The sequence below is a fragment of the Niabella sp. genome, from assembly GCF_030150205.1.
Taxonomy (GTDB): domain Bacteria; phylum Bacteroidota; class Bacteroidia; order Chitinophagales; family Chitinophagaceae; genus Niabella.
The window spans coordinates 62,562-87,299 of record NZ_JASLGT010000034.1 but is presented as its reverse complement, the minus strand read 5'-3'; the positions used below and the strand labels follow the sequence as shown (position 1 = coordinate 87,299).

Below are 24,738 nucleotides of genomic sequence, written 5' to 3'. Positions count from 1 at the left end.
CCGTCCTTAGTATTCTCCCTACGTCCTATTCACCATTTGATGCCGTTTCCTTAAGCAATTTTAATGGTTGCCGCAGATACGCTGATTGCGCCTGCGGCGCTTTTCGGCGACATTGTCACTGTTAAAGCCGATACCAAATCTGCGCACCTGAGGCTTTAAGGCAACGACATTGATTCACTATTGCCCATTCACCATTGCCTATTCCCCTCACTCCCCCTCCTTTCTGCAAATAACCTGCCGGAATGCTATCGTCGATTTTAAAGCATCGCTTCTATGAATGGTTTTGTTCAGGATAAATATTTCCCTACCACCGGCATTCTTCTACCCGGTCCAAAAGCCTTATAGCTTACCCGGATGATCGGACAGAATTGTTTCCGCTTATATTCGTTCCGGTTCACCATCTTCAGGATCCGGTCAACCAATGCCGCATCATACCCCATTGCTGCAATCTCCCGCGGGCCTTTCCGGCCTTCAATATATTCCATCAGGATCGTATCCAGGTCTGCATAGTCCGGTAAGCTATCGCTGTCCTTTTGTCCCGGGCGCAGCTCTGCAGAAGGGGGCTTCGTAATAATATTTTCGGGGATGACCTCCCCATTCCGGTTAATATACCGCGCCAGGGCATATACCTGCGTTTTATATACATCCCCCAGCACACCAATGCCTCCGGCCATATCGCCATATAAGGTCCCATAACCGGTTGCCAGTTCACTTTTATTGGAGGTATTTAATAAAATATGTCCGAATTTGTTCGACAATGCCATCAGCAGGTTGCCGCGGCTGCGACTCTGGATGTTTTCCTCTGCTACACTAAACGGCAGGTCTTGAAACACAGGTGCCAGTTCTTTCAGAAAGGCATCATAAATATTCTTTATCGGAAAAATATGATAGGGATTGCCCAGGTTGCGGCTGAGTTGTTCCGCATCTTCCACCGAATGCCCGGTAGAGTATTGTGAAGGCATTAAGATGGCCCAAACATTTTCTTTTCCAAGCGCATCTACCGCCAATGCCTGTACCAGCGCGCTATCGATCCCCCCGGATGCTCCAAGGATCGCTTTGGTAAAGCCCATCTTGGTAAAATAATCCCGGATGCCCAGTACCAGCGCCTGGTAGATCTCTTCTATGTTCTTTTCATCCGACAGGTATTGCAGTGTATTCTTGCCCAGTCCCACGGCTGATGCTGAAAAAAATATGGGCGTTTCCGCTGCGGCGACCGATGAATTTGCGAAAAGTGCATCCAGTTCCACTACATAAAAATCTTCCTCAAAATACCGGCATTCTTTTATTTTGTTGCCCGCATTGTCGTAAACCAGGCTTCCTCCGTCAAATACAACTTCCGTCTGGGAACCAACGGTATTGCAATAAATCATGGGGATTCCATACTTGAGGGTATGCGCCTTCACAATACTGTTCCGCACTACATCCTGGGCATAATTATAAGGAGATGCGGAAAGATTGATCATCAGGTCCGGCTCCTGCCCGATCAGTTTATCCATCGGCGTTATGCGGTATAATGGGTTATCTCCCATATTCCAGATATCCTCGCAGATGGTAACCGCCAGTTTCTTTCCCCTGAATTCCAGTACGGTCCATTGATCTGCCGGTTCAAAATACCGGTACTCATCAAAAATATCATAATTCGGCAGCAGGGTTTTATGTACCACTCCTTTAACCGCCCCGTCTTCCAGCAGGAAAGCCGCATTAAACAGGTCCTTCCCCTCCGTTTTTTCATTGCGGCAGGGAGCCCCGATCAATACACCAATACCCTTAGTATGGGTAGCAATCGTTTGCACCGCTGCATCACAAGCTGCAATGAAATCATCAAATTCAAGAAAATCCTGGGGAGGGTACCCGCACACACATAACTCTGTAAACACCACAAGATCCGCCTGTTGCTCCTTTGCCTGCAGGATGGCCGCAATGATCTTTTCCGTATTCACTTCAAAATTCCCGATATGATAATTCTGTTGCGCTAAAGCAATTCTCATGGAATATCTGATTAATAGTTACAAATGTAACCTTATGAGAACAAAGAATAAAGCTAAATATACTTTAACATTCTCTATAGACAATTTGCTTCGCCCCGGTGGAAAAGATTACTTATATTGCCCTGCTGCTTTTTTTGAAAATTAAAAATCCAGGTATGAAAACGTTGTCGGAACTGACTGATCCAGTATATCAGTCGAGGGAATCTTTTAACGCTTATGAGCGCTTTTGGCTGAAAAGGATGAATGACAAAAGGGATCTCCCGTTTATCCGGCTGTTAACGATCATCCATTTAATGGTTGTTCCCCCTGCCATTTTGCTTTTTACGCCCTTGTTCAGCGGTTGGATCTGGTGGGCAGTAGCTATTCCCTATTTTTACATGGCCCAGCTTTATTTTAAGGGGCGGTTCGGGCTGATGTTCCATTGTCTTTGTCACCGGAAAATGTTCAAGCCTAAGTTCCAGCAGGCAGCACATAATTACATTACCTGGATCCTCTGTCCGCTATTTGGGCATGCACCGGAAGGCTATTTCAGTCATCATATGGGCATGCACCATGTAGAGAATAATAACGAACACGATGACAGCAGCACGATGTGCTATCAACGGGACAGCCTGCAAAGTTTTTTTGCTTATTTTTTTAACTTCATATTTACGGGAGTAAAAGATACCTTTCAGTACCTCACCAAACGCAACCGCAACAAGCTTGCAAGACGCCTCACTTTTGGAGAGATCACTTATTTGATATTTTGTATCCTTATGTGTTTTGTGAACCTTAAAGCTACGTTAGTGGTATTTATTGTTCCGCTTTTGTTTGCCCGCTTTGTGATGATGCTGGGCAACTGGACCCAGCACTCCTTTATTGATCACACGGATCCGGAGAACCTCTATACCAATTCCATCAATTGTATCAACACTGCCTATAACCAAACCTGCTGGAACGACGGTTATCATATCATCCACCACCTGCGCCCGGGGTTGCATTATACGGAAATGCCGGGTGAGTTCCTGAAACGGAAAGATGATTTTGCCGCGCGTAAAGCCATTGTGTTTGATGGCATTCATTACCTGCATATTTTTATTTACCTGATGACCAAACGATACAATAAGCTTGCAGATAACCTGGTAAATATCAACAATATGTTTGAGACCCGGGAGCAGGCGATCGCGCTTATGAAAGAGCGCACCCGGCAGATCGTTTAGGTTCCAGGTTGAATTTGAAAATTTGAAGATGTGGAAATGTGGAAATTGGAGTGCACATTGAGTATTCCATGGATCTAACGTTAAACGTTGAACTTTAAACCTGGAACAGCGGTTACTGTACCACCTTATTGGCGCAGCAGGAACTTGCAAACGCTTCAGGCTTGGCTTTAAACGCAAATCCCATTCCGGTAATATAACCAATGGCTTCCTTGAGCGCATCGTTGCTTTTATACATCGGGTCGGTATTGATGTCTACATGCACTTCCATGTCTACCTGGTGGGTATTAAAAACACCACTGAGCGCATATGCCACTTCAATACTGCGCGCCACTTCCACCATCATGCGCTGACGGATGCTCATTTTTTCCCTTGTTGTTTCATTATTCAGGTACATAAAGCCCCCGCGCCCTTTCCGGATAAAGACGATGGCCGTTGCAAATTCGGTGTCGGCCCCCTTCACCTGGCTATCGGTACCAATGCATACCTTTAGCTGGCTGCCCGCCTGGCGCTCACGCTGGATGACGCCCATCAGTTCGTCCTCGATATAAGTAGTAATGCGTTCACCGGTCAGTTTCCTCCATTGTTTTGTTTTATTGTGCATATGAATCTGGTTTTATCTGTTTATGAAACACACCGCGATCCCCCGCTCATAACTTCTTCAATTGGAAAATTTTCAGAAAATTATCAAATCTGTCCGGTCGGAAATAAAAAATATTTTCCACCTCCCCCTGAAATATGTGGAAAACTATATGATGCGCTTAATATTTGAGTCATATGGAGCGATCAGTTTTTAGCGATCAGTCTTCAGTTATCAGTCACAGTTTTCTATTATCAGCCATCCCTTTAGATAAACCTGGGTCTTTCAACGATGTAGTTAATTGCGGATAACAGATCAAGGACGAAGGAGGCCTACCATTAAAATAAAGTGCCCTGTTGCCCGGGGCGACGGAAGGCGCGCTGATCCATCCCTGTTTCGCCCTCATTCATATGATACAACTTACCGTATTTGGCATATTGCTGCGCCACGATCTGTGCAATACTTCCTTCGCCGCGCATGCGGAGCCCCCAGCGGGAATCGTTTACGGTTCCGTTGTGGCTTTGTTCGATCAGGTGCCAGATCTTATCTGCCCGGTCGGGAAAGTTTTTGTACAGCCAGTCATGAAACAGGAATTTGATGGCGCCATTCAGCCGGATAAAGGTATAGGCCGTAAATGTGGCACCCCGTTCGGAAGCAGCCTTCATAATACGCTGCATTTCGTGCTCATTCAGTCCGGGGATCATAGGGCCCATCATAACGCCCATGGTTACCCCCGCATTACTCAGCTCCTCGATCACTTTTAAGCGTTGTAATGCAGTCGTTGTGCGCGGTTCCATTACCCGGCGCAGGTCTTCATTAAACGATGTAATGGAAACCATTGCCCGAACAATGTTTTTCCTTGCCATTTCCTGCAATACATCTTTATCCCGCAGGATGCCCGCATTTTTGGTAAGGATCCCTACCGGTTGGTTAAATTCATTGCATACTTCCAGCAGGCCGCGGGTAAGCCGGTATTTTTTTTCGGCTGGCTGATAGCAATCCGTATTCCCGCTCAGCATAATCGGAATGGGCTCCCACTTGGGATGCATCAGTTGTTTGCGCAGCAACTGCGGCGCATTTTTCTTTACTATGATTTTGCGTTCAAAATCCAGCCCGGCACTATAGCCCCAGTATTCATGCACATTACGGGCATAACAATAAATGCAGCCGTGTTCGCAGCCAGCGTAGGCGTTCATGCTATAGCCCATGCCCACATCCGGGCTTTCCACTTTATTCACAATCGTTTTGGCTTCCTGTTCCAGGTATTGCGTAGGCACATTCGCCTCTTCCCAATCGTCGATCGCTTCGATATGTTCCTTTACCTTTTCATTTTTAAGGAACCGGTTGGGCGTATTGATCTGCGCACCCCGACCCTGCAGATACTGCTGCGCTTCTTCTTTTTTTGAAACGGATACTTTAAAATGATCCTGCTGTAATTTCTTTTCCATGGTAGCGTTTTTTTTGTTCGAGGTCTAACGTTTCAAGTTTAAGGTTAGATCCGTTTCTACCTCGATGGGCAATCCCATTTTCACCAACGAATCTATCTGTATTAAATTCCAATAAAGGTTCCAGGTTCGGTTCCGTTTTATGCCCACCACTCTGTTCCCCATTCACGATTCAATGCCGTTTCCCCAAGCAATTTTTATGGTTGCCGCAGATACGCTGATTGCGCCTGCGGCGCTTTTCCGCGACATTACTGCCGTTAAAGCCGATACTAAATCTGCGCATCTGCGGCTTTAAGGAAACGACATTGATTCACTATTGCCTATTTCCACATTTACACATCTTCAAATTTTCAAATTCTCAAATTCAAAACATCACTCCCTGCTTTGGCAGCAAAGGCCGGCCGGCAAATACAAAACGTTCTACCGTTTTATAGGGCGTGTTTTCATCGGCCCTTTTTAAAAGTGTCATCGCATTGACCATAAATTTTCCGCTGAAACTTTTATTCCGGTACTCCAGCCACCCGGCTTCGTATTGCCAGGGCTTTAACCGCCGGGCAATGGTGATATGCGGTTCCAGGATAAAATGCGGCTTGTTATCCTTGTCCATCTTCATCAACGTCTGGCTATCCGTCCGGATACTTTTTACCAGGCTTTGAATACCGGTTTTTGTGGCCACATTCAAATAAATCGTGTGTGACGGAAAACTTCCATAACCGGTCAGCTCCACATAAAAAGGCAACCATTCGGCCGCCTTGTTCCGGAGTTTCTGACGGATCCGCTCTTCCGCTCCTTCAAACTGTGTAAACCGCACCAGTGTAAGATGCGGTTTTCCCCGGACTGCTTCCGGGGCTTTGTACTTTTCAAAAAAAGCTTGCTTTTCCAGCCGGATCCGGTTGAAAAGATCCTCATGGGGTGTAATCAACAACAGGTATTCAGCAACGGCCACCGCTTTTACAGATTCTATCGCTTGCATAAAAACAGTTTTACACAAAGCTAATATCTTTAGCTATAAATAGCTAATATTTTTAGCAATTTATTTCAAAAAAAATCCCGAAGGACTTTTAATTGAATTTTGACGGAGCGATCATCTCAAACTCAGGGATCTCTACGGAAAAAAGCTGGTGGCTGTTTTGATTTTCCATCTCGTAGTTTCCCTTCATTTTTCCCATCTCCGAACGCAGGTTGCACCCGCTCATATACTGGTAGGTTTCCCCGGGCGTCAGCACCGGCTGCACCCCCACCACGCCTTCTCCTTCCACCTGGCGGTAGCTGCCGTTGCTATCGAAAATATACCAGCTGCGACGCAATAATTTTACGGAAAACGGGTTGTAGTTCTCCAGGGTAATTCGATAAGCAAACATAAATTCAGACTGCAATGCATTGCTGTATTCCGGTTGAAAGAATACTTCCACAGTTACATGAATACCTGCCGAAATTAAACTGCTCATTTACGGGAGTTTTGGTAAATATAGCATTTTTTAACGGTCTTCCCATTTATTATGGAAGCAGATTCTCCTACCTTTGCAGCATTATTGAGCTTGTTAAATGGATTCACCTATTTAATTTTTTTAGGTAATAAATTATTATAGTCTGAAACCCAATAATATTTAACAAGGTAGTCAATTCAACCAGCATCAAATCATAAAAAGTAAATCAAATTTCTTCATGAAAATTGCAGTAGCAAAAGGCGATGGTATCGGTCCGGAAATAATGGACGCAGTGATCACAATTTTTAAAGCCGCTGATGTACCCCTGGAATACGATTATGTGGATATGGGCAAATGGGTATTTGACAAAGGTTTTAATAACGGGATGACGGATGACGCAAAAAAGACCATCGAAGCGCTGGGTATATTATTTAAAGGACCGATGGAAACCCCCAAAGGAAAAGGCGTTAAAAGCATTAATGTTACCGCCCGCAAAACCTGGAATACTTATGCGAATAAACGGGTATTTCAGACCCTGCATGGTGTAGATACCGTTTTCAGCAAGGCGGGTATTCCGATTGACATCACAATTGTACGCGAAAACATCGAAGATACCTATGGCGGTATTGAACATATGCTGACGCATGATGTGGCCCTGAGCCGCCGTTTCATTACCCGGCCCGGGAGTATGCAGGTGATCCGCTATGCTTTTGAAATGGCCCGTCAGAAAAATGCGCGCAGGATTACTTGCGGGCATAAGGCCAATATCATGAAGATCACGGATGGTCTGTTTCTTGAATGCTTTTACGAAGTAGCAAAAGAATACCCTGAGCTGAAAGCCGATGATGTGATCGTGGATGATCTTTGTATGAAGCTGGTGGTACAACCCAATAATTTTGACGTGGTGGTACTGACCAACCTGCAGGGCGATATCGTATCGGATCTTTGCGCCGGCCTGGTGGGTGGATTGGGCTTTGCCCCTTCTGCAAATATTGGCGATCATATCTGCATTTTTGAGGCCGTACACGGAACCGCTCCGGATATTGCCGGTAAAAATATCGCCAATCCAACCGCATTGTTATTAAGCGGTATTGCGATGCTGCGCCATCTGGGATTACTGGAAAAGGCGGGCCAGATCGAAAATGCCTTGCTTTACACACTGGAACAGGGCGTGCACACTGGCGATTTTGGCGATAAATCCATTCCTTCGGTAAACACCACAGCGTTTGCCGATGCGGTTATTGCCAACCTGGGCAAAAAGCCGGAGCAGAACGCCAAGCCGGACCTGGCGGACGTAGCCAGCTCCTGTACTGTATTGCACCTGGATAAAAACGTGATGCTGGAGTCGAAAGAAACCAGCCAGGAAAAAATCGCAGGTGTTGATATGTTTATCGAAAGTTCGGAACTACCTGAAGTGATCGCCAAGAAATGTCAGCGCCATGCCGGGGTAAAATTCAATATTGTAAACGTAAGCAACCGCGGTACGCAGGTATGGCCTACGGGCTCGGTGTATACCAACCTGGTGAACCAGTACAATGTGCGTTTTGAAAGCATCGATAACCATCCGCTGACACAGCAGGATGTGATCGGTCTTTATGTGAGCCTGAGCGGCGACTTTAAGATCTGTTCACTGGAACTGCTCAACGAATGGGATGGCAAAAAAGCATACAGCCTGGCACAGGGACAATAAGGCTTAATACAGTCAGGAATATACAGAAAGAAACCATCACCGGCCCGCGGGCTGCTGATGGTTTCTTCGCATTCGTCCCCGCCCAATCTACGCTTCTGCGGCATGCGCATCACAGCATTGCCATCCGGTTTTTAAGTGCTGAATAAAAGCCGCTGATTCGCAGATGGCTTCTTCGCAGTCGTCCCGGCCCAATCTGGGCAGCTGCAACATGCGCATCAAAGCATTGCAGTCCGGCTTTTTAAATACTGAATAACAGCCGCTGATTCGCAGATGGCTTCTTCGCAGTCGTCCCGGCCCAATCTGCGCAGCTGCGGCATGCGCATCATAGCTTCGCCATCCAGTGTTTTAAATACTGGATAACAGCCGCTGATTCGCAGATGGCTTCCTCGCAGTCGTCCCGGCCGAAATCTGCGCATCTGCGGCATACGCATCACAGCATTGCCATCCGGTTTTTAAATACTGAATAACCGCCGCTGATTCGCAGATCATTTCATTCGCCGGCACCGACCTGGAATCTGCGCATCTGCGGCATCCAAAACCTTGATAGCTACAGAAACATCTGCAACCGCTGTTTTTCATATTCACTGATTTTACCTTATCTTTGTTCTTTAATGAAGCTTTCCACCAAACATTTATTGGGAATTAAGGACCTTACAAAAGGAGACATTTCCCTTTTTTTAGATACAGCAGCTCAATTTAAAGAAGTATTACAGCGACCGGTAAAAAAAGTGCCGTCCCTGCGGGATGTAACCATCGTAAACCTGTTTTACGAAAACTCCACCCGTACACGTATTTCATTTGAACTGGCCGAAAAACGGCTGTCGGCAGATACCATCAATTTTACGGCTTCCGGTTCATCCGTTTCCAAAGGCGAAACCCTCCTGGACACGGTAAATAATATCCTCTCCATGAAAGTGGATATGGTAGTGATGCGGCACAGCGCTACCGGTGCTCCCCATTTTTTGTCGCAGCATATTCCTGCGGCCATCGTAAATGCAGGAGACGGGATCAATGAGCACCCCACACAGGGGCTGCTGGACGCTTTTTCGATCCGGGAAAAGATCGGAACACTGAGCGGTACCAAAGTGGCCATTATCGGAGATATCATGCACAGCCGGGTGGCCATGAGCAATATGTACCTGCTCACCAAAATGGGCGCAAAGGTTACAGTTTGCGGGCCGCCCACCCTGGTACCTAAATATATTGAGGAAGCATTTGGGGTAACCGTTAACTACAATTTACAGGAAACCCTGAACTGGTGTGATGTGGCCAACGTGCTGCGCATTCAGCTGGAGCGGCAGAACCAGGTGCTTTTTTCATCGCTCCGGGAATACAATCTTTCCTACGGTATCAGCCGGAAACTGCTGGAAGGCCTGAAAAAGGATGTGGTGATCATGCATCCGGGCCCCATTAACCGGGGCGTGGAACTAGACAGTGATGTAGCGGACTCCGGGCAATCGATTATTTTGCAACAGGTAGAAAATGGCGTGGCGGTAAGAATGGCTGTGTTATATTTGCTTTCCAATAAAAATCAATAACAGCGTATACAACCTGGCGTTATGTCAAGAATCTGTTTATTTCCCGGGACCTTTGATCCCATTACACTCGGACATGTAGACATTATCAACAGGGCGCTTCCTTTGTTTGATAAGATCATTGTGGGCATTGGTATCAATACCTCAAAAAGCCCGATGTTCAGTGCTGAAAAGCGATTGAGCTGGATAAAGGCCATTTACCCGGACAGCTCGCGCATTGAAGGCGCCATATACGAAGGACTGACCGTTAACTACTGCAAAGAGATCGGTGCCCATTTTATTTTGCGTGGTATCCGGTATGTAAGCGATTTCGAATATGAGAAAACCATCGCAGATGCCAACCGTGCCCTGGATCCCACCATTGAAACCATTTTTTTAACAGGGGAGCCTAAATACACTTCGGTAGCATCGACCATTGTACGCGATATTATCAAAAATAACGGTGATGCCAGCCCGTTTCTTCCGGAAGTGGTTTATGCTTCTTTAAAAGATTAATCAGCCACGGGATACCGGAAGCGCTCTTATAAAAAATCTTAACGCCTGCCGAATGCTGCCGGTTGGATATTATACCAGCTGAAGCGCTTTTAACTCATTGTTCAAAACCCGCATTTGATCCCTGTAATACTGCGTTTCATCTTTTTTCATTTTATCGTTCCTAAACGAATTGCTTACTTGCCGTACAGATGGCTGCCGAAAAATTAAATGACAAATGGTTCCGCTTTATCGGTATCCCGCTTATCGGATTACTGGGGCATATCATTTTTTTCAACCGGAACGATTCTGGTCCGGAGCGCTTTGGATTTCTTACCATTTATATTTTATCGGTTGCAGAAACGGTTTTATTATGGGAGGCCAACCGTTTGGTAGTACTGCATTACAGAAAACGATATGGCGGGCTGCAAAAAACGCCGAAGCGTATTGTGATTACCCTTACAGTTTGCTGTTTGGTTACCATTGCCCTGCGTACCCTCAACGTATACCTGTATGATCAGAGCCTGTTCTGGGGCTACCGGTTTCCGCTGGAAGCGTACTTACACAGCATTTTTGTAGCGCTTTTGTTTGTAGTGATCATCGCCGGCTGCTATGAAGGTATTTACTATTTCAGGATGTGGAAAAATACAGCAGTGGAAGCAGAAGCCCTGCGCGCTGCCAACCTGCAAACGCAGCTAGACTTGCTTAAAGTACAGTTAAACCCTCATTTTCTGTTCAATAGTTTGGGATCATTGTCTTCGTTGATCGACGAAAATCCCCGCAGGGCAAACGCATTCCTGGAACAAATGTCTGTAGTGTACCGGTATCTATTGCAGGCACACGACAAATCGCTCACGACCTTAAGGGAAGAGCTCGATTTTATTTTTTCTTACAGCCAGATGCTGAAGACAAGATTTGGAGAAGGACTGGTACTTGAAATGCAGATACCAAACAAAATACACCTGGAGTACCAGCTTCCGCCGCTGACCGTGCAGGTATTACTGGAAAATGCCGTAAAACACAATGCGGTATTACCGCACCGGCCCCTGATCGTATCCATTCAAACGGATGTTACCGGCTATTTAACGGTATCAAATAACTTGCAGAAAAAGAAGTCGCCGGTATACAGCAGTAAAAAAGGGTTGGCCAATATCATTGCGAAATATAAATTCATGAACCAGCCCGACATCAGGATTGAGGAAACCCCTGAACATTTTTGTGTACAGGTGCCGCTGATTAAAAACAAGTATCATGCAGGTATTGATCATTGAAGATGAATTGCTCTTAGCCCGGCAGTTAAAAAAAATATTGCTGGAAATTGACCCGGCCATTACCGTATCGGCCATCACCCATAGTGTGGAAGAAAGCGTGCAACTGCTGCAGCAACAGCCGGCGCCGGATCTTATTTTAATGGACGTAGAACTTGCCGACGGCCAGAGTTTCGAGATCTTTCAACAGGTACCGGTTACCGCACCCGTTATCTTTACTACCGCTTATGATGAATTTGCATTAAAAGCCTTTAAGCTGAACAGTATCGATTACCTGTTAAAGCCCATCAATAAGGAAGAGCTGAAAACCGCGATCTATAAATTCAGGAATACCCAATACCAGTCGGGCATCGCCGAAAATGTGGAACTGCTGTTTGAAGAGATCCAGAAACTGCAACAACAGGCATCCGGCTACCGGGAACGGTTCCTGGTAAAACAAGGCACCAAAATGGTCAGCGTGGATGTTGCCACAGTCGCCTATTTTTTTTCAGAAGGCGGACTGAGTTATTTGCGTACCGAACAGGAACAAAAATTCATTGTAGATTATACACTCGATGAACTGGAACGAATGCTGCCGCCCCGCCATTTCTTCCGAGCCAACCGTAAATATATTTTGAACAGCCGGTCCGTAATAGCGATCCGCCCATGGTTCAATCAAAAACTGATCGCCGAAATAAAGCCGGCGGTTGAAGAACAGGTGGTCATCAGCCGGGACAGGGCACCGCTTTTTAAATCTTGGCTGGGAGAATAACGGCCTGTTAAAGCTGGTGCAAAGATCATTGGCGATACTGCATGGCCATTCAAAAAACAGGGTCGTGTTGAGCTGCCTCCCTGCGCTATCATTTTCACCGTAAAAAGTCTCGCTCTTAAAATACTGAGTATACATGGAGATCTTCCTGTCAATGGAGTCTCCTCCCTGGTCAATGATAAAATAACGCTCACCGCGATCGTAAAATTCATGCATCCGTTTATTTTATACGTTTCATGGGTTTATTGCTGCGTTTCATAAATGATCTATAGCCTCCCGATACAGAACCGGATCATCTTTGTGCCTCAATCAGCATATCAAAACCATAATACGTAAAAATGAGACAAATTGTAAGCATCCTTTTATGCCTGTTCCTCTGCGTAAACAGTTACAGTCAAAAGAACCGGCTCCAGCTCGGAATCGGCTACCAGCGTACCTGGATCGTAGACCAGCAGGCATCGCCCTTAAAGTACCAGACCAGCGAAAAAACATTCCTGTTGGGATACGAACATACCGGGAATGGTGGAAAGCTATCCGCCCGTATTGAGGGCGGACTCGGCAAATTAGCGGCCGCAGATTTCCCTGGCCGATGGCTCAATGATCCGGGTTACAACAATGACGGAACACCCAAAAAAGATTCGTTCCCGATCTCCGGAAAATTGTACAATGCCCGTGTACAGCTGGGCTATCTTAAAGCATTAAGTCATGGCTATTCAAAGTTGGGAAATGGTGGAGTGCATACCGCCGACTACTGGGGTGGATCTGTAAGCAACCAGCTGTTTTATACAGATAACATGATCCGCACGGGCTGGCTCAACACTGCAAGTCTGAATACGGATTATGAACATACCATCCGGTTTAATACCCGGCACAACATCAGCATTAAAGTATCCATTCCGCTGTTTGCCCGTAACTCCCGGCTGCCGTATCACAACTCCATCAGTTCCGCAACCGGCGACAGTAACATAAAAACCTTTTTCAAACAGGGAAGCCGGTTCGCCTGGCTGGGTAATTTCCAGAATGTGCGGGTAGATGCGCAGTACGAATATGCTGTGGGCAAAAGAATGGGCTTTGGCCTGCATTATTCCGGCCAATGGCTTCATTACAGTCATGAACGTCCCATAACTCTGTTCCAGAATAATATAGGTGTGATCGCATCGATTAAGTAACGCCCCACACTCCTATAGTACGATTCACCTTTGTATTTCATCATCATCAAAATACACAAAATATATGAAGCATTTTTATAGATATCTCCTTCCTGCAATCTTCCTGATGTCCTGTCAGAAAGTATTATTACCCCATGTAGCCAGCAATACACCCGTTACCAACTTTGAGGAAATGTGGAAGGGCTATCATCAATGGTATGGATTATTTGAAGCCAAAAAAATCAGTTGGGATTCTTTGTATACGCAATACCGCCCCCTGGTACATGAAGGAATGGGCAATCCCGAACTGTATGCGGTACTTTCGCAACTGATCACGCCGTTGAACGACCCGCATGTTTTCCTGCAGCCCACCAGTGGTGGTTTGCCCCGCTATGAGAGCAGCGTGTTTTTTCGTACACATAAAATACAGCAGGACTTTTCTGTAAATGTTGTAAAAGCGAACTACCTCCCATCCCTGGTTACAGTGGATCAGCACCTGCATTATGGGATACTGGCAGGAAATATCGGCTATATTCATTTTGGAGCATTCGATCTGCCCGTTTCTTTTTACAGGATGCAGCTCGACAAAATAATCGATGCACTAAAAGATACCCGCGCCCTGGTGATGGACATCCGTGACCATGGGGGAGGCGATGACCAGGTAAGCCGCTATATTGCCGCCCGGTTTGCCACCGAAGAAAAATTGTTTATGACCACCCGGAAAAGGAACGGACCGGGGCTAAACGACTTTACCGCTCCCGAATCCTGGTATGTACGACCGGATGCCGCACAACGTTATACACACCCGGTTGCTTTATTAACTACCAGATGGACCACCAGCGCTGCAGAAACCTTTACCTGGGCAATGAATACGCAACCGCAGGTAAAACAGGTGGGCGATACCACGGCCGGCGGCTTTTCCGATGTCATCTCCCGGGAACTGCCCAATGGCTGGCTGTATTTCGTAAGCGTGGGTGACTACCGGAATGCTGAAGGCGCCAGCGAAGAAGGAAAGGGAATTGCACCGCTCTACTACCAGGTAAATACAAAAGAAGAGATTGCAGCGGGGAAAGACAAGGTATTAGAAGCGGCAATAGCGCTGCTAAAGCAACAAACTGATCCGCAATAAACCAAACAATCATTCCAGCAAAATGGACCAATTGAATGCGCCGGTCAAAAAGAGCTTCAGTAAACGGGCAATGTTGCAGCAAAATCTGCAGGCAATACGCATCTCTGAAAACAATTAGCGGTTGGGAGCGCGAAGTACATCACACTCCCAACCGCTAAAAATATGGGTCACTCCCCTCGCGGCGGCAAAAATGGCACACCGGCAAGGCAAGAAACCGGAGCCCTTAGTTTCCCCAGAGATTATCGCTGTACACCCCTTTTGCGATGAGGTCATTTAACTGTTGCTGTACGGCAGGTGCGTCTTCTTTATAAGTAACACCAAACCAGGGAGCATCTGTTTTGATCACTTTCACCACGCCTCCTTCTTTGATAAAATGATCCACAACAGCCGGGATCAGGAACTCTGATTTCGGAACTGTCAGGTTCTCTTTTATAAATTCCCTGAACTGATCCTCATACAATTTATAAATAGAGGGATGAAAGCACCAGAAATTCATGGAAACCGTGGTATCTTTTGAAAGATCCTTCGGCTCCAGCCCATCATCGGAAATAACCGTATCGCCGTTTGCTGCGATGTTGTACCGTTCTACCACACTTTCCAGGTTTCCTTTTTCATCCAAACCGCATACCCCCCGGTTCACGGTTCCGTGATCCGATAATGTATTCATGATATTATATCCCACAACAGCATAGGTTTTTTCATTCACCCCTGTTGTTAAAAATTCAAATGCTTTTTTAAACGAATCCGCTCCGTAAAAATCATCGGCATTGATCACTGCAAAAGGCTCTTTTACCACGGTCTGCGTACTTAATACCGCATGACCGGTTCCCCAGGGTTTGGTACGCTCTGCCGGGATCTCCGCTCCGTCAAGATACATATCCAGTTCCTGGAAAGCAAACTCATAATTTACTTTGCCATCCAGCTTTGAGGCAAACAACTCCCTGAAGTTCGCTTCAAACTGTTTTCGGATCAAAAACACAATTTTACCAAATCCTGCTTTGATGGCATCGGCGATCGAATAATCCATGATGGTTTCTCCGGAAGGGCCAAAAGCCTCTACCTGTTTCATACTTCCATAACGGGATGCCATACCGGCGGCTAAAATCACTAATGTTGGTTTCATTCAATTTTTTTTTCGTATTCTATCGGGTTTAATCGTTTCGTATCAAGATTTCAAAAATAGGTAAATTAGCCGTCCGATGTATCGGATGAGCGCATCGGTTTATAAAGCAATGGAAGCAATTCAGGAAGATTTAGTCACTTTGGAACCCATAGCCTGGCTGAGCAATGCTGCAACCCGGGTACAGGTGCTCCGGCTCGACCGGGTTCATCCGCTGATTAGCGGTAATAAATGGTATAAACTGCGGTTTTACCTTAAAACGGCCAAAGCGCTGGGGAAAAACATCGTAACCTTTGGCGGTGCCTATTCCAATCATATATTAGCCACTGCTGCTGCCTGTAAGCTGGAAGGGATCCGCTGCGCAGGCATTATCCGCGGCGAAGCACCACAATTTTATGCTCCAACGCTGAAAGACGCAGCATCACTGGGAATGGAGTTGCATTTTATTACCCGTGAAGCCTACCGGCAAAAACAGGTGCCGGATATATTCCCGGCAGCAGATTGGCTCATCGTTCCCGAGGGCGGCTACGGCATCCCCGGCATGCAGGGGGCCGCTACCATTCCTGTTGCTCCGGGCGTCTTTGATCAGATCTGCTGTGCTACGGGTACCGGCACCATGATGGCGGGGTTGCTGCAATCGGCAGCTCCAATAACGGCCATTACCGGTTTCAGCGTTCTAAAAAATCATCAAAGCCTGCCGCAGGAGATCGACCGGCTGCTGGCACCTGTTACACACATCTATACCATTCAACACGGATTTCATTTTGGAGGTTATGCAAAATATACACCCGAACTGATCCGTTTTATGAATGAGCTGTATGCCCATACCGGGATTCCGACGGATTTTGTGTACACCGCCAAACTCTTTTACGGGGTAAAAGCCTTGCTGGAGCAAGACCTGCTACCCGGCAGCAACCTCCTGGTGATCCACAGCGGTGGCCTGCAGGGGAACCGTTCGCTGCCAAAAGGAACGTTAATTTTTTAGGGATTCAAACCAGCAATCTTATCTTTGTTTGAATCAACAACAGAAGATACCCGCGCACAGGATATGAAAAAAATAGCATTGTTACTCTTGATCGGATCTGTAATCAGTAATTGTTCATTTGGCCAGGAAGATCTTCCGAAAGATTTTTCGGTTATCAAAGTAGGCAAACGGGTGGTTGTTTCCTGGACCCATAATTTCCCTTCGGTAAAAATGATCTCTGTGCAGCGCTCTTACGACAGTACCCGGTATTTTCAGGCCATTGGCGCTCCACCCGATCCTAATTTAAAAGATAACGGGGTTTCGGATCCCAATCCGCCCAACGACAGCATGTATTACCGGGTATATGTATTGCTGGACGGCAGCCGTTATGTAATGACCAGGGCCAAGCGGCCGATGGTTGATACCTCCGGAGTTGCGGTAGCTCCGAATGATGTAAATGTCAATAATAAACCAGCCACACAAACGGCCGATTTCCTTCCCGCAGGTTTTACCCAGTCCAGGTATGTTTTTATGACCCCGGACCGGTATGTGCGGGTAGAATTACCCATGGACGCCCGCAAATATGATATTAAGTTTTTTACAGAGACCAATCAGCCCCTGTTTGAACTGAAAAACCTTAAGGAAAAACGGTTTAAACTGGACCGTTCCTATTTCTACAAAGCGGGGTATGTCAATTTTGAGCTTTATGCGGATGGCAAGATCCTGGAAAAATATAAGCTCTTCCTTCCGAAAGATTTTTAAGTGTTCATTAGTTTTTTAGTTACCCGTAACTGATAACTGAAACAGAATTGGTCACTTAGGACTGATCGCTGACGGCGAAAATTAACATTTTGCGCCTGCCATCCTGTCATACAACCAACCGATTTACCTATCTTTGCGATTTCAAATGAACGAGAACAGTATGTTAGACCTAGCTACAACAAAAGTGCATGATGAGGCACGCCAGGGAGAGCAGTTTGCCCCCTTTACGAACGACCCTAACATCTATGGGAAGCGATTTTACATTGAAAGCTATGGCTGTCAGATGAATTTTGCGGATAGTGAGGTGGTTGCAGCTATTTTAAATAAAGAAGGATTTGGTGCTACGCGCAATGTGGAGGAGGCCGATCTCATTTTTGTGAATACCTGTTCCATCCGCGAAAAGGCGGAACAAACCGTTCGCAAACGCCTGACCGATTTCAAGCGATTGAAGAACGAAAAACCCGGAACCCTCATTGGCGTACTGGGTTGCATGGCTGAGCGTCTTAAATCGAAGTTCCTGGAAGAAGAAAAGCTGGTGGATATTGTAGTAGGACCAGATGCCTACCGCAGTTTACCCCGCCTGGTAAACGAGGCCAGCGACGGACAAAAAAGCGTAAATGTGCTGCTGAGCCGGGAAGAAACCTATGCAGATATTGCTCCTGTCCGGCTGAACAGCAATGGTGTAAGCGCTTTTGTAAGCATTATGCGGGGCTGCAACAATATGTGTTCCTTCTGTGTGGTGCCCTTTACCCGGGGAAGAGAGCGCAGCCGCGACGCCGCCAGCATCATTGGTGAGTGCCGTGATCTTTTTGAGCAAGGCTATAAAGAAGTAACCTTGCTGGGACAAAACGTAGACTCTTATCATTATATCTCCAACGACGGAACAGAGGCGGATGCAGTAAGCTTTGCCAGCCTGCTGGAACAGGTAGCCCGGATTTCCCCGGAACTGCGGGTGCGGTTCTCCACTTCACATCCCAAGGATATCACCGATGATGTATTGCATACAATGGCGGCTTACGAAAACATCTGCAAATGCATTCACCTGCCGGTACAAAGCGGGTCTACGCGTGTTTTACAGTTGATGAACCGCACTTATACCCGCGAGTGGTATATGAAAAAGGTAGACCGCATCCGGGAAATTCTGCCGGAATGCAGCATCACAACCGATATCATTGCCGGTTTTTGTACCGAAACCAATGAGGATCACCAGGACACGCTTTCCATTATGGATTACAGCAATTATGTATACGGGTATATGTTCTATTACAGTGAACGCCCGGGTACACTGGCGCAACGCCGCTACCAGGATGATATACCACTGGAAGTGAAAAAGAAACGGCTGCAGGAGATCATCGAAAAGCAGAACCAGCTCTCTTTGAATGATTATAAGAAAGACGTAGGACAAACCTATAAAGTGCTGATTGATGGCGACAGCAAGCGCAGCAGTGAACAGTGGGTGGGCCGTACCTCCCAGAACAAGGTGGTGATCTTTCCCAAACAGGATAATGCCACCCATAAAAAAGGCGACTATGTACAGGTAACAATCAATGATTGTACCCAGGCGACGTTGTTTGGAAGTATAGCATAAAGGGATAAAGAAATCATCACTTTTAATGTCGATATTAGATTCAAATGGCACCGGAGATAACCAATAATATGAACAGGATCATTGACCTTTGCAAAAAGATGGAGGTAAAGACCCTCTATGTATTTGGATCTGCAGCAAGGGATACTGATTTTGCGGCAAACAGTGATATTGATTTTATAATCGAATATGACCGGGATAAAACCGGTATGCCTCCGGGCAATTTCGATTATTTTGATCTTTGGTTTGCTTTGGAGGATATCACTGGACGAAAGGTAGATTTAGTGGTGGAACATGCTATAAGGAATAAATATTTCAGACAATCGATTGATGAGGATAAAATATTATTGTATGCCGCCTGAAATATTAAAATACCTGAATGACATTGCTTTTAGTATTGAAAGAATTCGCTACCACATTAAAAGCGTCCAAACAGTCAAACAATTTTCAGATAATTATACCATTTATGATGCGGTTGAGCGTCGATTTGCTATAATCGGTGAGGCTCTTTGGAAAGCCGATAAAATGGATGCTACGCTTGCAATCACTGAAAAAAAAAGAATTATTGGGCTCCGACATATACTTACTCATGATTACGACCTTGTAAGCCCTGAAATTCTTTGGAAAATAATCGAAAAAAACTTACCCGTACTTAAACAAGAAGTACTGGCAATACTGATAGACGAAGGAGAATCCAACGTTTTACCAGGCAACATTGAATAACAAATACATGGATTTACAATCAATAAAGAACCGCTTTAATATCATAGGAAATTCACCCGAATTGAACTATGCATTGCAGGTGGCAGTACAGGTAGCCAATACAGACCTTACCGTACTGATCATTGGAGATAGTGGCGTGGGTAAAGAGGCATTCTCGTCCATTATCCATTCCCTCTCATCCCGGAAGCATAACCCGTTCATTGCGGTAAACTGCGGGGCCATTCCCGAAGGCACCATCGACTCCGAATTATTCGGACATGAAAAAGGCTCCTTCACCGGTGCCGTGGATGCACGCAAGGGATATTTTGAAACCGTAAACGGCGGTACCATTTTCCTGGACGAGATCGGGGAAATGCCCCTGGGCACCCAGGCCCGGCTGCTGCGGGTACTGGAGGCCGGTGAATACATCCGTGTTGGGTCCAGTAAAGTACAAAAAACCGATGTACGCGTTATTGCCGCTACCAATAAGGATCTGCTGAAACTGGTAGAACAAAATAAATTCCGGGAAGATTTATATTACCGGTTAAGCACTGTTCCCATCCGGGTGCCCTCACTTTCGGCCCGGAAAGAGGACATCGTGCTGCTTTTCCGGAAATTTGCAGCAGACTTTGCCGATAAATACAAGACCCAATCTGTGCAGTTGGATGAGGATGCCAAGAATTTGCTGCTGGAATATCCCTGGCCCGGCAATATCCGCGAATTAAAAAACATTGCGGAGCAGATCTCTGTTTTATCGGAGAACAAGCAGGTCTCCGCCAAGGCACTCAGCCGCTACCTGCAACCCTATTCCAACAACCGCCTGCCCGCCTTATCACCGGCGCAGCATCAGAACGAATTTCAAAACGAGCGCGAGATCCTTTATAAACTCTTTTTCGACATGAAAAAAGACGTGAACGAGCTCAAGCGTATGTTTCTTGAAGTATTACAGAATCCTTCCGTTGCAGCACAAAACCCCTCACTCATCAATGAGCTGAAAGACCTCAGTAACGGGCATGATTCTACGTATCTCCCGGCGCCGGTTACGAACTATCAGCCGGTACAGCTGAGCATGCCGCAGCCATCTGTTGCCCCGGTGATCGTAGATAACAATATCGACGAACATGAAGAGGTAGACGAAAGTCTTAACATTATGGAAAAGGAAAAGGAGCTGATCATCAAAGCCCTGAAAAAACACAAAGGAAAAAGAAAGGATGCCTCCCTGGATCTGGGCATCAGCGAACGCACGCTTTACAGAAAACTAAAAGAGTATGACATTGAAGAACTATAAAACTTTTTTTGCAGTACTGGCGCTATCTGCCGTACTGGTATTTGCATTTACCCAAACCGGTTGCGGCGTTTATAAATTTAAAGATGTAAGTATTCCCGACAGTGTTAAAGTCGTACGTGTAGGTATTATCCAAAACAAAGCCTCTTATGTAAATCCGCAACTGGCCCCGGAATTAACAGAGAAACTGAAACAGAAAATTGTTAGTCAAACCCGTATGAAGCAAACAAATGGCGATGATGCCGATTGGGATATTAATTGCACCATCACCTCCTATTCATTCTCCACTTCAGGTATTTCTAACCAGCGGGCCAATACCAACCGTTTAAACGTGGGGGTACATATTGACGTGCGGGACAATCATTCTCAGCAAACAAAGAAATACGATGTTACACGCAGCTTTGATTATGATGGGGGACTTGCCCTACAGCAGGCGGAACAGGGATTAAAAACAGAAATGCTGCGCAGTCTGTCCGATGACATTTTTAACCGGATATTCTCCAACTGGTAAGAGCTTTGGCAGAGTAAGCCAGGTTCCGCAAAGGAATATAGTTTTTCAGCAGCCTGTATTGCCTTACTCCGTTGAAACCCGTACAGTGATCAACAATAAATAAACGATGAATCATTTTATTAACGCTATAGCTTTTGCAGCCTTCCCGGATCAGTCGCACCCGGTGCCGGTAGCCGACCTCAGAAGGATGGCGGAGCAATACCCCTATGCTCCGGCACTGCAGCTATTGCTGGCGGCGCAGTTAAAAGAAACCAACGACGGAGGGTTCAACGACCAATGGCAGCGGACGCTGCTTTATTTTAAAGACCCATTATTGCTGCAATACCAGTTCTTTTCGGGATACAAACCCGTTGCAGTACCCGAACATCCGGCGGTTGAAATGCAGGAAGAAGCTGCTGAAATAACAGCGCAGGAGCCTTCAGAAGAAACCGGAGCAGATACAGCTGCCAACCTACCGGAACCGCCCATTTCCATACCGGGCTTAAAGCTGGAGCCTCTGGATACGGCAAAAGCGGGCTTGTTATTTACGCCCTATTATACTGTAGATTATTTTGCATCACAGGGCATCAAATTAAACGATGAAAGCAGCACCGGCGATCCGTTTGCAAGCCAGCTCAAAAGTTTTACCTCCTGGCTGAAAGAGATGCGCCGTCTTCCGGATGCCACCTCTGGCTTCCGGCTTAATGCTAGAAATGAGGCAGTTATCGAAAAAATGGCGGAAAAATCGCTCAATGGTGAAAATGAAGAAACTGCGGCCATGGCGGAGGTTTGGGCCAAACAAGGCAATAAAGTAAAGGCCATTGAGATCTATCAAAAATTAAGTTTGCTAAATCCCTCTAAAAGAGCTTATTTTGCAGCGAAAATCGAACATTTAAAGAAATAATTCATGTTAACAACTCTATTTGTAATATTGATCATACTGGCCTGTGTTATTTTGAGCTTTATCGTATTGATCCAAAACCCCAAAGGTGGCGGTTTAGCCGGAACCTTCGGAGGCGTAAGCAGCCAATTCATGGGTGTAAAGCAAACCAATGATGTATTGGAAAAAGGAACCTGGATCTTTGCCGCAGTGATCGGTCTTCTGTGTTTATTTTCAACCTTCTTTGTTTCCGGATCTAAAGTAGGTGGTACAACCAACGGAAGATTACAGGATATCAGCACACAGCCGGTTCAACAGGCACAGCCCCAGGCAGCTCCCGCCGTTCCTTTTAACAGCGGTACACAGCAACAACCGGCTCAGTCCGCTCCCAAGGCAGACTCTGGAAAATAAGCGTTCACCTTACTTAAAATATTTGGATCCCGGCAGCAACGCCGGGATTTTTTTTGTTGTTCATTAAGTTTGTTATGCCGAAAAATCATAATGAACCGCGATCAAAATGATCATTGTGGCGTTTCGCTGCGTAGCCTGTATGCAACAAGTGAGCTGCTCTAATATAGGGTTCTAAAAAAGGACAATGACACCAATAAACAATATCCAACTACAAAGCGTGACAGGCCAAAAACCATTTCGCCTTTTTTGTTCCATCGGCACAATCTATTGGTCGTAGTCGGTATGCAGCAGGTGAGCTGTTCTAATGTAGGTTCTAAAAAAGGGCAATGACACTAATAAACAATATCCAACTACAAAGCGTGACGGGCCAAAAACATTTCGCCTCTTTTGTTCCATCGGAACAATCTATTGGTCGTAGTCGGTATGCAGCAGGTGAGCTGTTCTAATGTAGGTTCTAAAAAAGGGCAATGACACTAATAAACAATATCCAACTACAAAGAGTGACTGGCCCAAAAACATTTCGCCTGTTTTGTTCCATCGGAACAACCTATTGGTAGCCAGGTTACCACCGAAGATGATAAGGTGTGCCGTAGGTACACCCCTATTACACAATTATAGCCCTTACCGGAACAAGATAAATGCAATGATCAGCGTAATGATCACATTGAATAATTGCGCAATCAGGAATGCCCACAGCGGTTTCCGGCTGTTATTCTTAAACAGATCGGCAAACCGGGTTTCCAGCCCGATACTCGTAAATGCCAGTCCGAACCATAATCCCTGAAGACTCTTTAGCCCGTTTTTTACAGAAGCATTTACCTCCGGTGTTATCACAAAAGAAAACAACAACGATGCGCCAATAAATCCCAGGATAAATTTTGGGAACCGCTGCCAGATCAAGCGCAGTGTGGGTTTTTCCTGGCTACCGGCGGTGGTACTTTTAGAATAGGTCCAGTACACCGAAATCGCAAAAGCGGCGATCCCCAGCAATACATTCTGTGAAAACTTTACAATGGTACTGATCTTGAGTGCTTCCTCTCCTACCAATGAACCCGAAGCGACTACCGCTCCCGACGTGTCAATGCTGCCGCCCAGCCAGGCACCCGTGACCTGCTCCGGGAAATTAAAATAATTCGCGATCACCGGCATAAAGATCATCATCGGAACAGCCGTAACCAACACCATGGAGATCACGTATGATAACTTCTTTGAATCGCCTTTAATGGCCCCGGAAGTGGCGATAGCAGCCGATACCCCACAAATGGAAACGGCACTGGAAATCATCATGGTCAGATCATCGTCTACCTTCATTTTCCGGCAAAGCCAGAAGGCAAAATACCAAACCGATAATACAACGACCAGCGCCTGTAGCAGACCCAGGCCACCCGCCTTCATTACATCCGAAAAAATAACCGAACAGCCCAGCAATACCAACCCGATCTTTACATACAGCTCCGCGTTCAATACTTCCCGGAACCACTCCGGCAGTTTAAAACAGTTGCCAATGATCAATCCAAGGGCCAGGCTAAAGATCACCGCCTCCAGGTTCAGATCCTTCATCATGCTGTTTCCTGCCAGTACCAGGGCCACCTGCGTAATGACAAAGATGACGCCGAATACCGGTACCGTTGTTTTAACCGGACGGCCGGTAAGCAATGCGGCCAATGCAGCTATAGGCGCCACAATGAGCAATTGTTTTCCGATAAGCACCAGGTTGGATACAGAAAAAACAGTAGATGCCAGATCGGTTCCGTTCTTCCAGGAATAAACCGGAACGGGAATTACTAAACCCGACAGGGCTAAAAAGATAATCAACCCACCCAGCAATACAATTGCCCAATCTTCATGCATCCATGCTTTTTTCATTTTCGCCATTTCTTTTGTTTTAAAATTTGACAGCAGCCTCCTGCAGAT

At 46.1% G+C, this 24,738-nt stretch carries 24 protein-coding genes; 17 read left to right on the top strand and 7 right to left on the bottom strand.

Annotated elements, in window-relative coordinates:
- Window positions 1-287 precede the first annotated feature (287 nt).
- Window positions 288-1,988, bottom strand: coding sequence for an NAD+ synthase (locus Q1V85_RS24645; RefSeq protein ID WP_300604703.1), 1,701 nt, complete (start codon window positions 1,986-1,988; stop codon window positions 288-290).
- A gap of 155 nt (window positions 1,989-2,143) precedes the next feature.
- Here Q1V85_RS24645 and Q1V85_RS24640 point away from each other — a divergent pair, with 155 nt between their 5' ends.
- Window positions 2,144-3,187: a fatty acid desaturase gene (locus tag Q1V85_RS24640; RefSeq protein WP_300604700.1), complete on the top strand. Its 1,044-nt coding sequence runs from the start codon at window positions 2,144-2,146 to the stop codon at window positions 3,185-3,187.
- 112 nt (window positions 3,188-3,299) lie between these two features.
- On the opposite strand, the gene Q1V85_RS24635 is transcribed toward Q1V85_RS24640, so the two are convergent.
- The 4 genes from Q1V85_RS24635 to apaG form a co-directional block, all read right to left on the bottom strand.
- The gene (locus Q1V85_RS24635; protein WP_300604698.1) at window positions 3,300-3,788 is read right to left on the bottom strand and encodes a ribonuclease H-like YkuK family protein; all 489 of its coding nucleotides are present in this window, start codon (window positions 3,786-3,788) and stop codon (window positions 3,300-3,302) included.
- A gap of 314 nt (window positions 3,789-4,102) precedes the next feature.
- Window positions 4,103-5,212, bottom strand: a complete 1,110-nt coding sequence (locus Q1V85_RS24630) for a PA0069 family radical SAM protein (protein ID WP_300604695.1) — start codon at window positions 5,210-5,212, stop codon at window positions 4,103-4,105.
- A 361-nt stretch (window positions 5,213-5,573) separates the two neighbouring features.
- Window positions 5,574-6,182, bottom strand: coding sequence for a 2'-5' RNA ligase family protein (locus Q1V85_RS24625; protein ID WP_300604693.1), 609 nt, complete (start codon window positions 6,180-6,182; stop codon window positions 5,574-5,576).
- 88 nt (window positions 6,183-6,270) lie between these two features.
- Window positions 6,271-6,657, bottom strand: a complete 387-nt coding sequence (apaG, locus tag Q1V85_RS24620; RefSeq protein ID WP_300604691.1) for a Co2+/Mg2+ efflux protein ApaG — start codon at window positions 6,655-6,657, stop codon at window positions 6,271-6,273.
- 217 nt (window positions 6,658-6,874) lie between these two features.
- Between apaG and Q1V85_RS24615 the strand changes: the two genes are divergently transcribed.
- The 7 genes from Q1V85_RS24615 (at window position 6,875) to Q1V85_RS24585 (ending at window position 14,625) form a co-directional block, all read left to right on the top strand.
- Window positions 6,875-8,326 carry an NADP-dependent isocitrate dehydrogenase gene (locus Q1V85_RS24615; protein WP_300604688.1) on the top strand — a complete coding sequence of 484 codons (1,452 nt, stop codon included), beginning with the start codon at window positions 6,875-6,877 and terminating at the stop codon, window positions 8,324-8,326.
- 611 nt (window positions 8,327-8,937) lie between these two features.
- Window positions 8,938-9,864, top strand: coding sequence for an aspartate carbamoyltransferase catalytic subunit (locus Q1V85_RS24610; protein ID WP_300604685.1), 927 nt, complete (start codon window positions 8,938-8,940; stop codon window positions 9,862-9,864).
- 21 nt (window positions 9,865-9,885) lie between these two features.
- Window positions 9,886-10,356 carry a pantetheine-phosphate adenylyltransferase gene (coaD, locus tag Q1V85_RS24605; RefSeq protein ID WP_300604682.1) on the top strand — a complete coding sequence of 157 codons (471 nt, stop codon included), beginning with the start codon at window positions 9,886-9,888 and terminating at the stop codon, window positions 10,354-10,356.
- Window positions 10,357-10,544: 188 nt separating this feature from the next.
- Entirely contained in the window at window positions 10,545-11,603 is a 1,059-nt protein-coding gene (locus tag Q1V85_RS24600; protein WP_300604679.1) for a histidine kinase, read from the top strand.
- Window positions 11,584-12,351, top strand: a complete 768-nt coding sequence (locus Q1V85_RS24595; protein WP_300604676.1) for a LytTR family DNA-binding domain-containing protein — start codon at window positions 11,584-11,586, stop codon at window positions 12,349-12,351. Before Q1V85_RS24600 ends, Q1V85_RS24595 begins: the two co-directional genes overlap by 20 nt.
- Before the next feature lie 335 nt (window positions 12,352-12,686).
- Complete coding sequence (locus Q1V85_RS24590; protein WP_300604673.1) at window positions 12,687-13,517, top strand: hypothetical protein; 831 nt, start codon at window positions 12,687-12,689, stop codon at window positions 13,515-13,517.
- A 64-nt stretch (window positions 13,518-13,581) separates the two neighbouring features.
- Window positions 13,582-14,625 (top strand): S41 family peptidase, encoded by a 1,044-nt coding sequence (locus Q1V85_RS24585; protein ID WP_300604671.1) that lies wholly within the window; start codon window positions 13,582-13,584, stop codon window positions 14,623-14,625.
- Between the two features lie 223 nt (window positions 14,626-14,848).
- Here Q1V85_RS24585 and Q1V85_RS24580 read toward each other — a convergent pair whose 3' ends face one another.
- Window positions 14,849-15,748, bottom strand: a complete 900-nt coding sequence (locus Q1V85_RS24580) for a sugar phosphate nucleotidyltransferase (RefSeq protein WP_300604668.1) — start codon at window positions 15,746-15,748, stop codon at window positions 14,849-14,851.
- A gap of 76 nt (window positions 15,749-15,824) precedes the next feature.
- On the opposite strand from Q1V85_RS24580, the gene Q1V85_RS24575 reads away from it, so the two are divergent.
- From Q1V85_RS24575 to secG, 9 genes are all read left to right on the top strand, one after another.
- Window positions 15,825-16,730, top strand: a complete 906-nt coding sequence (locus Q1V85_RS24575) for a pyridoxal-phosphate dependent enzyme (RefSeq protein ID WP_300604666.1) — start codon at window positions 15,825-15,827, stop codon at window positions 16,728-16,730.
- Window positions 16,731-16,754: 24 nt separating this feature from the next.
- Entirely contained in the window at window positions 16,755-17,471 is a 717-nt protein-coding gene (locus Q1V85_RS24570; protein WP_300604664.1) for a hypothetical protein, read from the top strand.
- 160 nt (window positions 17,472-17,631) lie between these two features.
- Window positions 17,632-19,059: a tRNA (N6-isopentenyl adenosine(37)-C2)-methylthiotransferase MiaB gene (miaB, locus tag Q1V85_RS24565; protein WP_300604661.1), complete on the top strand. Its 1,428-nt coding sequence runs from the start codon at window positions 17,632-17,634 to the stop codon at window positions 19,057-19,059.
- Between the two features lie 44 nt (window positions 19,060-19,103).
- Window positions 19,104-19,418, top strand: a complete 315-nt coding sequence (locus Q1V85_RS24560; RefSeq protein ID WP_300604658.1) for a nucleotidyltransferase domain-containing protein — start codon at window positions 19,104-19,106, stop codon at window positions 19,416-19,418.
- Window positions 19,408-19,779: a HepT-like ribonuclease domain-containing protein gene (locus Q1V85_RS24555; protein WP_300604656.1), complete on the top strand. Its 372-nt coding sequence runs from the start codon at window positions 19,408-19,410 to the stop codon at window positions 19,777-19,779. The genes Q1V85_RS24560 and Q1V85_RS24555 overlap by 11 nt, the downstream gene beginning before the upstream one ends.
- 7 nt (window positions 19,780-19,786) lie before the next feature.
- A complete protein-coding gene (locus Q1V85_RS24550) occupies window positions 19,787-21,046 on the top strand; it encodes a sigma-54 dependent transcriptional regulator (RefSeq protein WP_300604653.1) in 1,260 nt (419 codons plus the stop codon).
- Window positions 21,027-21,554 carry an LptE family protein gene (locus tag Q1V85_RS24545; RefSeq protein ID WP_300604650.1) on the top strand — a complete coding sequence of 176 codons (528 nt, stop codon included), beginning with the start codon at window positions 21,027-21,029 and terminating at the stop codon, window positions 21,552-21,554. Before Q1V85_RS24550 ends, Q1V85_RS24545 begins: the two co-directional genes overlap by 20 nt.
- Before the next feature lie 106 nt (window positions 21,555-21,660).
- Window positions 21,661-22,437: a hypothetical protein gene (locus Q1V85_RS24540; RefSeq protein WP_300604648.1), complete on the top strand. Its 777-nt coding sequence runs from the start codon at window positions 21,661-21,663 to the stop codon at window positions 22,435-22,437.
- A 3-nt stretch (window positions 22,438-22,440) separates the two neighbouring features.
- Window positions 22,441-22,824 carry a preprotein translocase subunit SecG gene (gene secG / locus Q1V85_RS24535; protein ID WP_300604645.1) on the top strand — a complete coding sequence of 128 codons (384 nt, stop codon included), beginning with the start codon at window positions 22,441-22,443 and terminating at the stop codon, window positions 22,822-22,824.
- Between the two features lie 621 nt (window positions 22,825-23,445).
- Here secG and Q1V85_RS24530 read toward each other — a convergent pair.
- Window positions 23,446-24,699, bottom strand: coding sequence for a putative sulfate exporter family transporter (locus Q1V85_RS24530; protein WP_300604642.1), 1,254 nt, complete (start codon window positions 24,697-24,699; stop codon window positions 23,446-23,448).
- Between the last annotated feature and the right edge of the window lie 39 nt (window positions 24,700-24,738).

What these genes read in the sequence shown, in the direction of transcription:
- Q1V85_RS24645 (WP_300604703.1), bottom strand. Translation starts at nt 1,988, where the DNA reads ATGAGAATTGCTTTAGCGCAACAGAATTATCATATCGGGAATTTTGAA.
- Q1V85_RS24640 (WP_300604700.1), top strand. Translation starts at nt 2,144, where the DNA reads ATGAAAACGTTGTCGGAACTGACTGATCCAGTATATCAGTCGAGGGAA.
- Q1V85_RS24635 (WP_300604698.1), bottom strand. Translation starts at nt 3,788, where the DNA reads ATGCACAATAAAACAAAACAATGGAGGAAACTGACCGGTGAACGCATT.
- Q1V85_RS24630 (WP_300604695.1), bottom strand. Translation starts at nt 5,212, where the DNA reads ATGGAAAAGAAATTACAGCAGGATCATTTTAAAGTATCCGTTTCAAAA.
- Q1V85_RS24625 (WP_300604693.1), bottom strand. Translation starts at nt 6,182, where the DNA reads ATGCAAGCGATAGAATCTGTAAAAGCGGTGGCCGTTGCTGAATACCTG.
- apaG (WP_300604691.1), bottom strand. Translation starts at nt 6,657, where the DNA reads ATGAGCAGTTTAATTTCGGCAGGTATTCATGTAACTGTGGAAGTATTC.
- Q1V85_RS24615 (WP_300604688.1), top strand. Translation starts at nt 6,875, where the DNA reads ATGAAAATTGCAGTAGCAAAAGGCGATGGTATCGGTCCGGAAATAATG.
- Q1V85_RS24610 (WP_300604685.1), top strand. Translation starts at nt 8,938, where the DNA reads ATGAAGCTTTCCACCAAACATTTATTGGGAATTAAGGACCTTACAAAA.
- coaD (WP_300604682.1), top strand. Translation starts at nt 9,886, where the DNA reads ATGTCAAGAATCTGTTTATTTCCCGGGACCTTTGATCCCATTACACTC.
- Q1V85_RS24600 (WP_300604679.1), top strand. Translation starts at nt 10,545, where the DNA reads ATGGCTGCCGAAAAATTAAATGACAAATGGTTCCGCTTTATCGGTATC.
- Q1V85_RS24595 (WP_300604676.1), top strand. Translation starts at nt 11,584, where the DNA reads ATGCAGGTATTGATCATTGAAGATGAATTGCTCTTAGCCCGGCAGTTA.
- Q1V85_RS24590 (WP_300604673.1), top strand. Translation starts at nt 12,687, where the DNA reads ATGAGACAAATTGTAAGCATCCTTTTATGCCTGTTCCTCTGCGTAAAC.
- Q1V85_RS24585 (WP_300604671.1), top strand. Translation starts at nt 13,582, where the DNA reads ATGAAGCATTTTTATAGATATCTCCTTCCTGCAATCTTCCTGATGTCC.
- Q1V85_RS24580 (WP_300604668.1), bottom strand. Translation starts at nt 15,748, where the DNA reads ATGAAACCAACATTAGTGATTTTAGCCGCCGGTATGGCATCCCGTTAT.
- Q1V85_RS24575 (WP_300604666.1), top strand. Translation starts at nt 15,825, where the DNA reads ATGTATCGGATGAGCGCATCGGTTTATAAAGCAATGGAAGCAATTCAG.
- miaB (WP_300604661.1), top strand. Translation starts at nt 17,632, where the DNA reads ATGTTAGACCTAGCTACAACAAAAGTGCATGATGAGGCACGCCAGGGA.
- Q1V85_RS24560 (WP_300604658.1), top strand. Translation starts at nt 19,104, where the DNA reads ATGGCACCGGAGATAACCAATAATATGAACAGGATCATTGACCTTTGC.
- Q1V85_RS24555 (WP_300604656.1), top strand. Translation starts at nt 19,408, where the DNA reads ATGCCGCCTGAAATATTAAAATACCTGAATGACATTGCTTTTAGTATT.
- Q1V85_RS24550 (WP_300604653.1), top strand. Translation starts at nt 19,787, where the DNA reads ATGGATTTACAATCAATAAAGAACCGCTTTAATATCATAGGAAATTCA.
- Q1V85_RS24545 (WP_300604650.1), top strand. Translation starts at nt 21,027, where the DNA reads ATGACATTGAAGAACTATAAAACTTTTTTTGCAGTACTGGCGCTATCT.
- Q1V85_RS24540 (WP_300604648.1), top strand. Translation starts at nt 21,661, where the DNA reads ATGAATCATTTTATTAACGCTATAGCTTTTGCAGCCTTCCCGGATCAG.
- secG (WP_300604645.1), top strand. Translation starts at nt 22,441, where the DNA reads ATGTTAACAACTCTATTTGTAATATTGATCATACTGGCCTGTGTTATT.
- Q1V85_RS24530 (WP_300604642.1), bottom strand. Translation starts at nt 24,699, where the DNA reads ATGGCGAAAATGAAAAAAGCATGGATGCATGAAGATTGGGCAATTGTA.